We start from the raw sequence: 14368 nt of genomic DNA, 5'->3' as shown, positions 1-14368 counted from the left end.
TATATGTATCATTTGTCTGTTATGTTGCCAAAAAACAGACAATCGTCCTTCTATATCTTTTGAAATCCAAAAAATGGGTTTGAATGTGGAGTTGAAGGGAGTTGTAACCGATCAGGAAAATCAAGTCCAAGGCGCAGAAATTCATTGGGGTGATGATGATATTTCTTATTTGTCCAAGACTGACTTAAGTACATTTACTAAAAAACATCAATACAATCTACCAGGTACCTATACTATCACTATCAAAATGCTCAGCCTGACCGAAATCATAGTTACCGATTCAATTGTTGTTGACTTGAATTATTCAGAGACTTCATTTGCTAATATTCAGAATGAATTCTTAGATAAAAAGGAAAATGAACTGACTATACTTACAATCAATCTGCACACCTACCAGGAAACAGAACAAAATCAAAAATTGTATATGGTGGCAGACGTCATAGGAAAGCTTGATGTTGACTTTGTAGCTTTTCAGGAATGTGCCCAAAACAGAAATGCACCCATCAGCTCCGGAGCCTTGAGAAATGATAACATGGCTATCAAGATTACAGAAATCATCAATAAAAAATATAAACAAAAATACAATATGGTGTGGGATTGGGCACATTACGGATGGCAGATTTATGAAGAGGGTGTCTGTGTCATTTCAAAACATGAGCTCCTGGAACACGAAGCAAGATTGGTCTCTGCAGCATCATCAAAGAATGATATCACAAGCAGGAAAGTAATTTTCGGTGGATACAGATGGAAAAATGTACAATTCAATATATTTTCTGCTCATCTGCACTGGAGAGTTTCTGCTGAAGATGAAGAGCAAAATAATCAAATAAAAGCAGTGAAAAAAATGGTCAGTGAAAAGGAAAAATCAAACAGTAATGTAGTATCAATGGTTTGTGGAGATTTTAATGGAAATCCTACCAGCGCATTTCCATATAGTGAAGGATATAATACTATGGTCAATAATGGCGAATATACCGACACATTCCTTGAAAAGAATCCGGATGCAAATACAACTCCACCAAACAGCAAATACTACACCGTAGGTGGTTCATTGCCGGGACGGATTGACTACATATTCCTGAAAAAAAATGACCGAATCAAAGTCAAGGCATCGCAAATAATATTTACAGAAAACGTCATCGGCACTGTTTCTGATCATTACGGAGTATTGACCAAAATTGAAATGAATTAATTGTTAAGCCTGATAAATACAAGAGTATTATGCTTATATTTCTGACAGGTATGATGGGCAGTGGAAAGTCTACCATAGGCAAATTACTGGCTGAAGAGTTGCAACTGCCGTTTTTTGATACAGATGAGATCATCTCAAGTATAGAAGGCATGGAAGTCAAAGATATATTTTCTTCCAAAGGGGAACCTTATTTCAGGCAGGCAGAGCATACTTTGGTGGCTACATGGAAAATTTCAAGTGCCATTGTGGCCACAGGTGGCGGCTTGCCTTGTTTTCATGAAAACATGAAATTGCTCAATGAAAAAGGAAAAACGGTGTATCTGAAAGCAAGTACAGATGAAATCACTGATCGTATATGGCAGGACCAAAACAGACCTTTGGTGAAACGCAAAACAAAACCCCAGGTCAAAAAAACGATCAGTGATCTGATGAAAATCCGCAAACCATATTATGAACAGTCTGTCATCAAAATCAAGGCGGCAGGGATGCCGGAAGAAATTGTAAAAAAGATCATTGTGAAGTTGTATTCTTAGTGTAATTGTACAAAAAAAAATAAAAATCATATTTTATGAAAACTATCACATTCTTTCTAATCTGCCTTGGATTTCAAGCACAAGGCCAGGAATTTTCAATTTTCAATCAAACAGGAAAAAAGAAAATATCTCATACTGATATTCTTGATGTGTATATCAGCAAGGAGTTGCCTTCAAAAAACATTTGCAATTATTCGTTGGTCACAGGAAGATTAATTTCTATGGTCAATGACAGTATTACCATTGATGTCACTAAGATTCAGGTATTTAGCAAGGAAGCAGCATTTCAAACCCAACTTTCGTATGACTGGCAAAATCAGAATTATAAAAAGACTTTTGCCAAAGACGATATTGCTTTATTGAAAATCATTAAATCGGAAAGAAAAAGAAAAAGGAATGAAGCGATGAGTGCCACAGGCGGTCTTCTATTGATTGGAGGCGCCCTGACGGCTCTAAATACATTTATATTTGTCGAAAAAGGTCATCGGAAAAATCTGCTCATTGCCAGCGGGATACAAGTGGTTGGCGGATTGGTCATAGGTTTATCTTCCACGACTAAAAGGTATCAATTCAAAGGTAGTCAGGATAATTGGCAATTTGGGTTGTAAATACAGCGGGTAGGTAAGAGAAGGATTCTCTTACATTGTTTGCAGTGTCTGTCAGCAAGCTAACTAACTAACTACATATAAAATCCAGACCGTTCTTGAAATACATTTCAAAATGATTCACATTACATTTGATGGCTTACATTCAAAATCATGTCATAAATTTAGGCTACTTTTGAGCAATAGCAATAAATTTTGTTATTTTTAACTGGCAGCAGCGATAGTTAAGATGGACATTTTACCTACCTGAGATGCTTTCAATTTCATACAACATGCCTCAATAGTAGCTCCGGTAGTCACCACATCGTCCACTATGAGTACATGCCTTGACTGGATAAGTTCAGGTTTGATCAACTCGAAAACTTCTTCCACATTATCAACACGTTGCGTTCTGGATTTACCAGTCTGGGATTCCGACCATTTTGATTTTATAATGATATCTTCTCTGCACTCCACGCCCAAAACTCTGCCCACAGCTTTCCCAAAAATACTACTTTGGTTGTATCCTCTTTTCTTCTCTTTAAGATAGTGAATGGGTATAGGAATAATCAAGTCCGGTTTTTGAAAAAGAGGTGAAGACATCAATTTTTGGCCTGCTATTTCTCCCAATATTTCTCCTATTTCTTTTCTTTTTTTGTATTTCAGCTTATGGAGCATGTTTTGAACGATACCACCTTCTCTAAACCTCAATAAAGCTGCCCCGTATTCCAGTTTAACTCTACCTTTGAAATGTTTTGTTACAACATTATCCGGTAGAGAAAAATGATCAGTATAAGGCATTTTATGCAAACATTCGACACAAAAGTCACCTTGCCTAATCTTGGGTTGTGTATCACAAGCAAGACAAATATCAGGAAAAAGTGTGTGAAACAGATCACTTGGCAAAAGTTTAATAAAGGTGACTATCTTGGACATGATGATTGTCAAAAAGTTTTTTTCAAAAATAAGATGTATTTATTATATTTTCAAAAAATAATTAGAAAAATGTTTCAGGAATATTGATTTTTGTTTCAAAGAGTGTATTTTCGTATTAGAGTATGTTTATTAATAATACTAAAAGAAATGATGGAAGAGCAAAATCAGTCGTCTGAAAGTAAAAATTATAAATTTAAGGAACTCAGGGTCTATTCATCTACTGAATGGCTTGCTGACAATAAAAAAAAATACAGGCAAGTCTTTGACAGATTTGAGACTACATACATTTATGCGGAGTTATCTTTTTACAACAAACTATTTGACAGAGATACATGGGATGCTGATATTGAACTGAGATGTTATGAAATAAAAAATAATAAAAAACAAGTCTGCGCTCTGAACTTCAAGAAAAAAATAAGCAAATTTGACAATGTAGTTTTCATCAGAGAAGGTTGGGGGAATAAAAAAGAAGGATCATTCTGGAAAAAAGGCACCTATTATTGGGAAGCCTGGATAAATGGAGAAAAAGCAAGTACCAAATATTTTTATGTGGAAGATATCGGAGAAAATACCCATATAGATAGTCTTTCACCCTATGTATCACTCCAATCAGTAAAACTCTATGAAGGACAATATGATGATGTGATGGAAGAAGACAGGACTTATTACCATACATTTTCAGGTGAGGAGACGCGATATATCTATAGTGAAATAATCCTGGAGAACAAGATAAAAACTGATCATTGGCACTGTGAGCTGTTTGTGAGATTTTATAACGAAAGCCGGGACCTCAAAGGTCAGGTCACCAGGCTGCAGAATGTCAAAAAGGAAGATGAATTTATCAAAATTACAGCCGGCTGGGGTGCCAATACAAAGGGATCGTGGAAAACAGGATTTTACAGCCTTGAGATCGTTTTTATGGATACATTGATAGCCGCTGTGCAGTTTGAAGTGGCAGATGAAAACATCGAAGGTGCAGCAGAAGTGATAATTCCAGGCAATGGAAGTCAGGTTTTCACAACTTTGGACCAAACTGAAGAAAGTTTTGAAGATGTCTTTGAAAAAATGAATCAACTTATCGGGCTTTCAGAAATCAAAAAAAAGGTGCAAGACCATGCCAGGTATCTTGAGTTTTTAAAACTAAGAAAGGAAAAAGGATTTAAAGAAATCGAAAAAACCGATATTCACTCAGTATTTACCGGAAATCCGGGAACGGGTAAAACTACAGTAGCCAAAATGATGGGGCTACTCTATAAAAAAATGGGGCTTCTTTCAAAAGGACATGTAACTGAAGTCGACAGGGCAGAACTGGTAGGCGAATATATAGGACAAACTGCACCCAAAGTCAAGGAAGTCATTGAAAAAGCCAGAGGTGGCGTACTTTTTATAGATGAAGCATACGCATTGGCCAGAACCAATGATGACAGTAAAGATTTCGGTCGTGAAGTGATCGAAATTTTGATCAAAGAAATGTCAAATGGCAAAGGCGACCTCGCCGTAATTGTGGCCGGCTATCCCAAAGAGATGAAAAATTTTGTCCAATCCAACCCTGGTCTCAGATCACGATTTAAGCACTATTATGAATTTCCTGATTATCTACCTCAGGAATTGATCAGAATTGCGTCAACTTCAGCAGAAAGCAAAGAAATACACTTCACACCGGAAAGTCTGGAAATCATAAAAGAGATCATCATCAATGCATACAGAGACAGAGATAAGTCTTTTGGAAATGCAAGATTTGTACATGACCTGCTCGAAAAAGCCAAACTCAATATGGCCCTGCGCGTCATGGCGAGGAAAAATCCTTTGCGGCTTTCAAAAGCCGAACTATCAGAAATACAGGTATCTGACGTAGTTGACCTGAAGCCCGAATCGCTAAACATTTTGCCTCATATTCCTGTAGATGAAGCCTTACTCAAGGAAGCTTTGAGTGAACTCGACAGAATGACCGGTATTGAAAATATTAAGACTCAGATATCCGAAATGGCCAATCTTGTGAGGTATTACAGAGAGACGGGCAAAAATGTACTTTCAGCATTTTCACTTCATACGGTGCTTGTCGGTAATCCGGGTACAGGAAAAACCACAGTAGCCCGTATCCTGGCCAAGATATATAAAGCTTTAGGAATCCTTGAACGCGGACATATAGTCGAAACTGACCGACAAGGCCTTGTAGCCGGATTTGTAGGTCAAACAGCCATTAAAACCAGTGAAAAAATCGATGAAGCAATAGGAGGCGTATTATTCATCGATGAAGCCTATGCACTCAGCAATTTTAATGGCCTTCAGGGAGACTTTGGCAATGAGGCCATTCAGACTTTATTGAAGCGGATGGAAGATTTGAGAGGAAAGTTTTTTGTAATCGTAGCGGGTTATCCGGACAATATGGAAGTATTTCTGAAAGCAAATCCGGGTTTGAGTTCCAGATTTGACAAAACACTCAAATTTAAAGATTATACCACAACAGAACTTGAATCTATTGGGCACAGCATGCTTACTGATGAAGGGTATCATTTATCTCAAAAAGCAAAAGATGTACTGCACGCGGTACTAAAAGATATGTATCACAAAAGGGATAAATATTTTGGAAATGCGCGTGATGTCAGAAAAATCATACAGGAAATCATTAAGAATCAAAACCTCAGACTGGCATCTATGCCCCAAAATGTGAGAAAAAAAACGATACATTTTACCATACAACCTGAAGATCTCTCTACTCTGACTCAAATCAGAGAAGCTGAAGTCACAGATAAAAAAACCATCGGCTTCCGAAGCAGAGATAATTAAGTATGAATAAAGTACACTAGAAAATCAGCGGAATAAAAGGCTGACAGTTCAGTATATGTAATATTATTTTTAAAGCCAAAAAAGATCGTAATTCGTAATTATTTATTCACAAAGTCGTTTAGTTAAGATATCTTTATGAAGTCTTACCCTTGTAAGAGAAAGATTTAGATAGGGTAAAAACTAAGAAAAATTCCTTATCGAAACGACATTGTAATTTTTCATTTGTAATTATTCATTAGTAATTCAAAAAATGACAGATAACACACTTGACCCGGAAGACTGGGAAACCATAAGAAAGACAGGCCATCGAATGATGGATGATGTCATTGACTACCTTAAAGATGTAAGATCACGTCCTGTTTGGCAAAGTTTTCCCGATCATTCCAAAACTGCGCTTCAGGAAAAACTGCCTGTTTCCGGTATGCCTTTAGATGTTGTTTACAAAACATTTCAGAAACATATTTTTCCCTACACTAAGGGAAATATTCATCCGAGATTTTGGGCTTGGGTTCAGGGTACAGGCACTATCACGGGTGTGATGGCAGATATGCTGGCTTCCGCTATGAACCCAAACGTGACGATAGGCGAACAAAGTGCAGTGTATGTAGATGCTCAGGTGATCAACTGGTGTAAGGAAATGATGGGTTTTCCAGCTGAAGCATCCGGAATGCTGGTCAGTGGTGCATCACTGGCCAACACCACAGCCCTTATTGTGGCCCGCAATCAAATGTTGGGGTCTGTAAGAAAAAACGGTCTTGCCGGTATGGATCAAAAACCTGTAATTTATGCCAGTACAGAAACACATAGCTGTATCACCAAGGCGGTGGAAGTCACAGGAATTGGTTCAGAAAATCTGAGACGAATAAAAGTCGACGAAGAATATAAAATCAGAACAGATCTATTGATAGAAGCCATCGAATCGGATATTTCTCAGGGATATCTCCCATATTGTGTTGTTGCCAATGTAGGCACGGTCAATACAGGATCTATTGACGATCTGGAGTCGATCAGAGATATCTGCACGAAATACAATCTATGGTTTCATATTGACGGTGCATTCGGAGCTTTGGCCAAATTAGTACCTGAGTATCAAACTCAACTTCGTTATATTGAGGATGCTGATAGTGTTGCATTTGATTTACATAAATGGATGTATATGCCCTATGAAGTGGCATGCGTCCTGATAAAAAACAAAAATTCTCATCAGGATTCATTTTACATACAGCCGTCATATCTATTGAACCATGAACGTGGTCTTGCCGCAGGCCCCGAAAGCCTTAACAATTATGGTATAGAGCTATCACGTGGCTTTAAGGCACTTAAAGTCTGGATGAGTATCATGGAAAACGGGATGCAGAAATATGCGGATCAAATCGAAAAAAACATATTGCAGGCCAGATATCTGGCCAAACTTATAACTCAAAACAAAGAACTATCGCTTCTGGCACCGGTACCGTTAAATATCGTATGTTTCAGGTTCGAACCGGAAAAGATATCGGATCCAGTCATCCTTGACAGACTGAACAAAGAGATCGTCATGTCTCTGCAGGAGCAAGGTATTGCGTCACCATCTTCGACTATATTGAATGGACGATACGCCATCAGAGTGGCTATCACCAACCATAGAAGTATCAGAGAAGATTTTGATATACTTGTGCAAGAGGTATTGAGCATAGGACATCAACTTAAAAAATCAATGAGTTAGCGATTGTATAAAATTTAAATTAAATTTATATTTAATATGTAAATGTCAGTTTATTAGATTTTTTAATTCGTTTTTGTAAGTAGATTAATTCTAAATTATAGACATCGGGAATAAGATTAAAACAATTTACATTAGCATAAGTTAATACGTAATTATTCAGTTAACAACAAAAAAATCAATTTCGGTAATGATAGATCTAAGTCCAAAAATACAGGAAGCACTCAACAACCAAATAGCATATGAAGGATATGCATCCAATTTTTATCTTGCACTTGCTTACTGGTGTGATGATCAGGCTTTGCAGGGTTGCAAAAAATTCTTTATGCGTCAGTCGGAAGAAGAAAGGATGCACATGCTGAAGATATACGAATATATGAGCGAATCAGGAGTACACCCAAAGACATCTGCGATACCTCAGCCCCCTTTAGATTATGAGAGTATACAGACAGCATTCAGCAAGGTTTTTGATCAGGAAAGATCAGTTACTCAATCGATACATAATCTTTTGCTCCTGGCGCAGCAGGAAAATGACTACAATACTCAACAGTTTTTACAGTGGTATGTGGACGAACAAAGAGAAGAAGAAGCTGTGATCAGAACCATCCTGGACAGGATAAAAATCATTGGTCAAGGTGGAGCAAGTCTTTATTACATAGATAAGGAAGTAGAAAAAATAAATCAGGAAGTCATCGCCGCCGAAGCAGCAGGTGGCGGTGAGTAGGAATTATTTTTACAAATTGTTCTGTGTAAGTACTTATAGTAAAAGTCTTACCTTACAACTGTTACATTGAATCATTAGCTCAATAGCACAACAATCAATGCAACTATAGCAGGAACAGATTGAAAGATGAATATCCTTCTGCTCACTGTATATGCGCCATAAATTCCTGCTACAATTACACAGGTTAAAAAGAAAATTGCAACGTTTTTTGACCAATCTGCATCACTGATGGAGATAGCCCAAAACAAGCCTGCAGCCAAAAAACCATTGTACAATCCCTGATTGGCCGCCATTACTTTAGTAGGTTTGAACAGGTTGTTTGGTATAGATTTGAAGGCTGCTCTCCCTATAGTCTCCCATGCAAACATTTCGATGTACAGGATATATAAGTGCTCTAAAGCAACTAAAGCAATGAGAATTTTACTCGCTATGACCATTATTTGAATATTGATTGGTTCTAATTTATTGGACAACACCCACTGTATGAAATGTAAAACTAAGCTTTTCTACTTAGTATGCGCCAGAAAGTCGAAAAATAAATTATTCGGAACGATTTCACTTTGTCATAAGAACTACATATTTTAACCCATTAGAGTATGTTTAAAATTTTTCTTAGTTGTAAATCAAGAGATTATGGTTCTGGCAATAAAATAATCAACGCATTTCGCGAGCTAAATAAGGCGATTGTTTTGAAGTCAGGTACATAATACATTGATTTTAAGGCAATAAAAATTTAAACATCTTATTTACTTTGATCTAAAAAGTATTTTATCATCTCTTTTACCTGCAAATCTCCGAAGCCATATATGCCTTCCCTGCTTGAAAATTCAAAAAAAACTTCATCAAAATCACTATTACCAGATTTTATTAATTCTTTAATGAGTTTATGTGGTCGATCCAAACTGCCATCGTCCGCAAATCTATCCAATTGCGCCTGGCAAACTTCCTCAAGATATCTGAAACATGTGGAGTTCGTTTTTGATAATATTTTAAGCTGCTCCCGGTCATTAGAACAATATGCCTTCCATAAATTTTTTCCCAACAATATATCATATACACAAAACTTAACTCTTGAGTCATATGCTTGTTCAAGTTGTTCAGGTTGGGACAGGCCAAATCCTTTCCAACGATCCTTGTCATCGACTATTAAAGGAAATATTCTGAAAAGATTCAAAGTCGGTTGTTCGGCAAGGTACGACAAAATGAACCACATATTGACCTGACAAAATAAATCATCTTCAAACCACAGGCACACGTCTGCACAATCGGGCAATGAGTTAAGCTTTTCAAATTCCTTTACCGTATGTTCAAAATACATTTCTTTGGTGGTATCATATGATCCTGCAATAAAATTTGCCCTAATTTCCCATAGTTCATTAATATTTGAAGCATCAACATCTCCTGCTATCAGACACTCTCTGAATATAATGAAGTTATGATTCAAGTTTGTTTTCTTTAGCTTATCAGCCAAACAATCTCCGTTTAAAATGTGGTATGTATTCAAGTTTGAATAAGTTTAATGCACATTAAAACCGATGTTTATTATCTAATGTTTTAAAACTCCGGCTCATATGATTTTTTATTTATAAAATTTTTGTTCATAATTATCTGTTTTAATTCAGAATTAAATACCTTTCGCCACCATATTTAAATACAATCATTTTTCACAATGAACAGACGAAAGGTAATCAAAAACAGCATGATAGCAGCAAGTGCCATGATCACAGCAGGGAGTACATTATACTCACTTCCGGAGACATTGGATAGTAAACTGAAAAATAACATCAACCATTCTGTCTGCAGGTGGACATATGGCCATCTTTCTCTCGAAAAATTATGTCTCCTTGTAAAAAAGATGGGCTTCAACGCTATCGACCTGATAGGTCCCAAGGAGTGGGATATTCTCAAAAAGCACGGAATAGATTCATCTATGTGCAATGGTGCAGAAATAGGCCTGACCAAAGGTTGGAATGACAAACAATATCATGAGCAATTGATAAAAAATTATACAGAACACATCGAATTGGTATCCAAAGCCGGATACAAAAATCTTATATGCTTCAGTGGTAACAGAAATGGAATGGCGGACGAGACAGGTATGAATACTTGTGTAGAAGGTCTGAAAAAAATAATAGGTCTTGCAGAAAAAAAAGGAGTGATCATACAAATGGAACTCTTCAATAGTAAGGTAGATCATAAAGACTATATGTGTGATACCAGCCAATGGGGCATTGAACTTTGTAAAAAACTCGGATCACCTAACTTTAAATTGCTGTACGATATCTATCATATGCAGATCAGCGAGGGCGATATCATAAGGACGATCAGAGACCACCATCAATATTTTGGCCACTATCATACAGCAGGTGTTCCCGGCCGGAATGAAATAGACGAAACACAAGAACTCTACTATCCAGCCATCATGAAGGCCATCGCAAAAACCGGATATAAGGGATATGTTGCTCAGGAATTCCTGCCTACAGGTAAGACAGAAAAAGAAAAAGAAAAGGCTCTTGAGAAAGCCATCAGAATCTGTGATGTGTAAAAATTGAATTTTTACTGTGCCTGAAAATCGGAAACTTTTTATCAAATCAAGCAGTACTTTTATCCATTAATTTTTTAAAATGCTCAAGGCAAATGACTGAGAGCCAAAAGCCATAAAAATGTATTTCAACAGCGAAGGACAAAATGAAGTGACATATGACGCTATCGTAGTGGGCTCAGGTATCAGTGGCGGATGGGCAGCCAAGGAGCTATGCGAAAAAGGATTAAAAACTCTGGTTTTGGAGAGAGGGCGAATGGTCAGGCATCTTGACTACCCTACTGCAAATCTCGAAACCTGGGAATTGCCAAACCGCAACCGATTGACGCCTGAAGAAATGAAGGATTACAAAATTCAGGAAAGAACCGGGTACACCATCACACCGGCGTATCAGCACTGGTGGCCCAAGGACACAGAACACCCATATACGGAAACCAAACCTTTCGACTGGATCAGAGCATATCATGTGGGAGGCAGATCCCTATTGTGGGGTAGACAATCGTATCGGTTGGGTGATATGGACTTCGAAGCCAACCTGAAAGATGGAATCGCCGTAGACTGGCCTGTGAGATATAAAGATATAGCCCCATGGTATGATTATGTGGAGACTTTTGCAGGTATTTCGGGTTCAAATGAAGGATATAAGCAGCTTCCGGATGGCAAGTTTTTGCCTCCTATGGAATTCAACTGTCTCGAAAAGCAAGTAAAAGAACGAATCAAACAAAAGTTGGGTCGGGATATGACGATCGGTCGCACGGCGCATATCACCTCAGAAGGGGGTCATAACGGACGAGGTACATGCCAAACAAGAAACAGATGTATGCGTGGGTGTCCATTTGGAGCCTATTTCAGCAGCAATGCCGCTACTCTACCCGCAGCCGAAGCTACGGGTAATATGACTCTGAGACCATACTCCATCGTCACCGACATCATCCTGGATGAATCCGGCAAAAAGGCAAAAGGTGTCAGAATACTTGACTCAGAGACAAAAGAAGTGAAGGAATATTATGCCAAAGTCATCTTCTTGTGTGCCTCGGCTTTTGGAACGGCTCAGATTCTTCTCAACTCCACTTCAGACAGATTTCCTCAGGGATTTGGAAATGACAGCGGAGAGCTGGGTTGCAATGTGATGGACCATCATTTTAGCCTTGGGGCCCGGGGGCGTTCTGACGAGTTTAAGGATAAGTACTATCATGGCAGGAGACCCAATGGAATTTATATACCAAGATTCAGAAATATTGACGCAGCTTCCAAAATGCCCAACTTCATAAGAGGTTATGGATATCAGGGAGGTGGTAGCAGAGAAGGATGGGGAAGATATGTAGCAGAAGCCAATTATGGAAAAGAACTTAAGGATGCGATAGGTCAGGCTGGTGATTGGGTATTTGGCATCAATGGTTTCGGAGAGATGCTGCCTTACCACGACAACAAAATATCGTTAAACAAAGCCCTCAAAGATATATATGGCTTGCCTACATTGGTGATGGATGTAGAGCTAAAAACCAATGAACTCGAAATGAGAAAAGATATGCCTGGAGCCGCTGCTGAAATGCTTGAAGCCGCAGGACTGAAAGATGTTCAGACATGGGAAAATAAATACAATCCCGGTTTGGGTATACATGAGATGGGTACTGCCAGAATGGGTAAGGATCCCAAAACATCTGTGCTCAACAAATGGAATCAGGTACACTCTGTGCTAAATGTATTTGCCACAGATGGTTCATTTATGACATCATCAGCATGTGTCAATCCATCGCTCACTTACATGGCTTTTACTGCAAGAGCTGCAAACTTTGCAGTAGAAGAACTTAAAAAAGGTAATTTATAATTTAAAAGTATTTTGCAAGATGGACAGAAGAGAAATCCTTAAAATATCCAGCATAATCCTGGGCTATTCATTGGCAGGAGGCACTGCGATGGCAATACTTCAGGGATGCAAAGCAGACAAAAGCCCGGACTGGACTCCGAAGACACTGAGTATGGGGCAGTCAGATTTATTGGCAGATTTATGTGAAACAATCCTTCCTTCGACAGATACACCTGGGGCAAAAGATGCCCTTTGCCATAGGTATATAGATGAATTATTAAATAATTTTTACAGTAAAGAAGAAAAAAGTAAGTTTTTAGGAGACCTGATGATTTTTGATGAAAAGTCCAAACTTAAATTTTCTAAAGCATTTATTGCCCTTACCCCTGAAGAAAGAGAATCAATATTGGGAATGATCGTGGATGAAATAAAAACTGATAAAGAAAATAGTAATACAAAAGGCCCAAAAGAAAATGATAAAAAACATATCTTTACACAGATAAAAGATGCAACTATCACTGGCTATTTTACAAGTGAAGTTGGTGCTCAAGGCGGTTTAGGCGCATTTCTTGCTGTACCGGGTCCTTATCAGGGATGTATCGGGTATGACACTGTAGGCAAAGTGTATGTCTTATAGTATTGAGAGCCCTGAACCATAGCTTTTTTACAATAACTAATCACATTTTAAAATTTATATATATCATAAACCTAAAAAATAATCAAAATGATAAAATTTGTACCACTCTTTGTAATAATATTATCGATGATATCATGTAAAAATATGGGAGAACAAAAAAACTCAGATATGTCAGATAATACAGCCGATACCACTAAAATGAAAATCTCTCTTGCCCAATGGTCTTTTCACAAAGCTCTGCAAGGCAATAAAATGGACAATCTGGATTTTGCTGCCAAAGCAGGCTCAATGGGTTTTGAAGGAATCGAATATGTCAATGTCTTTTTTAAGGACAAAGCGACCGATACTGCATATCTTCAAAAAATGACAGAAAATGCCAAAAAAGCTGGTGTGAAGCAACTGCTCATCATGATAGATGGTGAAGGATATCTTGCGGATCTCGACGACACTAAAAGAGAAGCTGCTGTCCAAAATCACCACAAATGGGTAGATGCGGCTGCATATCTGGGATGCCACTCCATCAGAGTCAATGCACATGGCGAAGGCAGCAGAGAGCAGGTAGCTGACGCCGCAGTCAAAGGTTTATCAGCCCTCGCTGACTATGCTGTAACTAAAAATATCAATGTCATCGTGGAAAATCATGGTGGTTATTCATCAGATGGCACATGGCTGGCTTCCGTTATGTCCAGGATTGATAAGCCGAATGTAGGTACTCTACCTGATTTCGGAAACTTTTGTGTCAAACCAGGTAAAGAGACTACCTGCGTATGATGGAAATCGTAAAAAATGCCGGATACAATGGTTTTGTAGGTGTAGAGTATGAAGGAAATACACTCAGTGAAGATGAAGGTATAGCTGCCACAAAAAAACTGATTGAAAAGTGTTTTGAACAATTGTATGCACCTGAAAAGTAAACCATTGATC

The 14368-nt window shown here is 38.0% G+C and carries 14 protein-coding genes; 11 read left to right on the top strand and 3 right to left on the bottom strand.

The genetic code is table 11. The annotated features are described in order from the left end of the window. The first annotated feature begins 73 nt into the window (after positions 1-73). Genes IPK35_18880 through IPK35_18870 form a run of 3 tightly spaced genes read left to right on the top strand, consistent with a single transcriptional unit; the run spans position 74 to position 2333 of the window. A complete protein-coding gene (locus IPK35_18880; protein ID MBK8055274.1) occupies positions 74-1192 on the top strand; it encodes an endonuclease/exonuclease/phosphatase family protein in 1119 nt (372 codons plus the stop codon). Between the two features lie 29 nt (positions 1193-1221). Beyond that, a complete protein-coding gene (locus IPK35_18875; GenBank protein ID MBK8055273.1) occupies positions 1222-1725 on the top strand; it encodes a shikimate kinase in 504 nt (167 codons plus the stop codon). Positions 1726-1760: 35 nt separating this feature from the next. Further along, positions 1761-2333, top strand: a complete 573-nt coding sequence (locus IPK35_18870) for a hypothetical protein (GenBank protein ID MBK8055272.1) — start codon at positions 1761-1763, stop codon at positions 2331-2333. Between the two features lie 201 nt (positions 2334-2534). Here the strand turns inward: IPK35_18870 and IPK35_18865 are convergent, their stop codons facing one another. Beyond that, entirely contained in the window at positions 2535-3245 is a 711-nt protein-coding gene (locus IPK35_18865) for a ComF family protein (GenBank protein MBK8055271.1), read from the bottom strand. A 150-nt stretch (positions 3246-3395) separates the two neighbouring features. Here IPK35_18865 and IPK35_18860 point away from each other — a divergent pair, with 150 nt between their 5' ends. The 3 genes from IPK35_18860 to IPK35_18850 all read left to right on the top strand — a co-directional run bounded on the left by IPK35_18860 (position 3396) and on the right by IPK35_18850 (position 8458). Continuing rightward, positions 3396-6032 (top strand): AAA family ATPase, encoded by a 2637-nt coding sequence (locus IPK35_18860; protein MBK8055270.1) that lies wholly within the window; start codon positions 3396-3398, stop codon positions 6030-6032. A gap of 250 nt (positions 6033-6282) precedes the next feature. Beyond that, the gene (locus IPK35_18855) at positions 6283-7737 is read left to right on the top strand and encodes an aminotransferase class V-fold PLP-dependent enzyme (protein ID MBK8055269.1); all 1455 of its coding nucleotides are present in this window, start codon (positions 6283-6285) and stop codon (positions 7735-7737) included. Between the two features lie 187 nt (positions 7738-7924). Continuing rightward, positions 7925-8458 (top strand): ferritin, encoded by a 534-nt coding sequence (locus tag IPK35_18850; GenBank protein MBK8055268.1) that lies wholly within the window; start codon positions 7925-7927, stop codon positions 8456-8458. 74 nt (positions 8459-8532) lie between these two features. Here the strand turns inward: IPK35_18850 and IPK35_18845 are convergent, their stop codons facing one another. Further along, positions 8533-8895 (bottom strand): DUF1304 domain-containing protein, encoded by a 363-nt coding sequence (locus IPK35_18845; protein ID MBK8055267.1) that lies wholly within the window; start codon positions 8893-8895, stop codon positions 8533-8535. Between the two features lie 305 nt (positions 8896-9200). Beyond that, positions 9201-9962, bottom strand: coding sequence for a DUF1835 domain-containing protein (locus tag IPK35_18840; protein ID MBK8055266.1), 762 nt, complete (start codon positions 9960-9962; stop codon positions 9201-9203). 165 nt (positions 9963-10127) lie between these two features. On the opposite strand from IPK35_18840, the gene IPK35_18835 reads away from it, so the two are divergent. The 5 genes from IPK35_18835 (at position 10128) to IPK35_18815 (ending at position 14358) form a co-directional block, all read left to right on the top strand. Then, complete coding sequence (locus IPK35_18835) at positions 10128-11003, top strand: TIM barrel protein (protein ID MBK8055265.1); 876 nt, start codon at positions 10128-10130, stop codon at positions 11001-11003. A gap of 118 nt (positions 11004-11121) precedes the next feature. Further along, positions 11122-12828 carry a GMC family oxidoreductase gene (locus tag IPK35_18830; protein MBK8055264.1) on the top strand — a complete coding sequence of 569 codons (1707 nt, stop codon included), beginning with the start codon at positions 11122-11124 and terminating at the stop codon, positions 12826-12828. Positions 12829-12847: 19 nt separating this feature from the next. After that, positions 12848-13444, top strand: coding sequence for a gluconate 2-dehydrogenase subunit 3 family protein (locus tag IPK35_18825; GenBank protein MBK8055263.1), 597 nt, complete (start codon positions 12848-12850; stop codon positions 13442-13444). Between the two features lie 87 nt (positions 13445-13531). Further along, positions 13532-14215: a sugar phosphate isomerase/epimerase gene (locus IPK35_18820; GenBank protein MBK8055262.1), complete on the top strand. Its 684-nt coding sequence runs from the start codon at positions 13532-13534 to the stop codon at positions 14213-14215. Further along, positions 14212-14358 carry a hypothetical protein gene (locus IPK35_18815; protein ID MBK8055261.1) on the top strand — a complete coding sequence of 49 codons (147 nt, stop codon included), beginning with the start codon at positions 14212-14214 and terminating at the stop codon, positions 14356-14358. The genes IPK35_18820 and IPK35_18815 overlap by 4 nt, the downstream gene beginning before the upstream one ends. The last annotated feature ends 10 nt before the right edge of the window (positions 14359-14368 follow it).

Source organism: Saprospiraceae bacterium, assembly GCA_016713025.1.
Taxonomy (GTDB): domain Bacteria; phylum Bacteroidota; class Bacteroidia; order Chitinophagales; family Saprospiraceae; genus OLB9.
The sequence above is the reverse complement of the archived record's forward strand: the minus strand, read 5'-3'. Positions and strand labels throughout refer to the sequence as shown.

What these genes read in the sequence shown, in the direction of transcription:
- IPK35_18855 (MBK8055269.1), top strand. Translation starts at nt 6,283, where the DNA reads ATGACAGATAACACACTTGACCCGGAAGACTGGGAAACCATAAGAAAG.
- IPK35_18845 (MBK8055267.1), bottom strand. Translation starts at nt 8,895, where the DNA reads ATGGTCATAGCGAGTAAAATTCTCATTGCTTTAGTTGCTTTAGAGCAC.
- IPK35_18850 (MBK8055268.1), top strand. Translation starts at nt 7,925, where the DNA reads ATGATAGATCTAAGTCCAAAAATACAGGAAGCACTCAACAACCAAATA.
- IPK35_18820 (MBK8055262.1), top strand. Translation starts at nt 13,532, where the DNA reads ATGATAAAATTTGTACCACTCTTTGTAATAATATTATCGATGATATCA.
- IPK35_18815 (MBK8055261.1), top strand. Translation starts at nt 14,212, where the DNA reads ATGATGGAAATCGTAAAAAATGCCGGATACAATGGTTTTGTAGGTGTA.
- IPK35_18880 (MBK8055274.1), top strand. Translation starts at nt 74, where the DNA reads ATGGGTTTGAATGTGGAGTTGAAGGGAGTTGTAACCGATCAGGAAAAT.
- IPK35_18825 (MBK8055263.1), top strand. Translation starts at nt 12,848, where the DNA reads ATGGACAGAAGAGAAATCCTTAAAATATCCAGCATAATCCTGGGCTAT.
- IPK35_18875 (MBK8055273.1), top strand. Translation starts at nt 1,222, where the DNA reads ATGCTTATATTTCTGACAGGTATGATGGGCAGTGGAAAGTCTACCATA.
- IPK35_18870 (MBK8055272.1), top strand. Translation starts at nt 1,761, where the DNA reads ATGAAAACTATCACATTCTTTCTAATCTGCCTTGGATTTCAAGCACAA.
- IPK35_18830 (MBK8055264.1), top strand. Translation starts at nt 11,122, where the DNA reads ATGTATTTCAACAGCGAAGGACAAAATGAAGTGACATATGACGCTATC.
- IPK35_18860 (MBK8055270.1), top strand. Translation starts at nt 3,396, where the DNA reads ATGGAAGAGCAAAATCAGTCGTCTGAAAGTAAAAATTATAAATTTAAG.
- IPK35_18835 (MBK8055265.1), top strand. Translation starts at nt 10,128, where the DNA reads ATGAACAGACGAAAGGTAATCAAAAACAGCATGATAGCAGCAAGTGCC.
- IPK35_18865 (MBK8055271.1), bottom strand. Translation starts at nt 3,245, where the DNA reads ATGTCCAAGATAGTCACCTTTATTAAACTTTTGCCAAGTGATCTGTTT.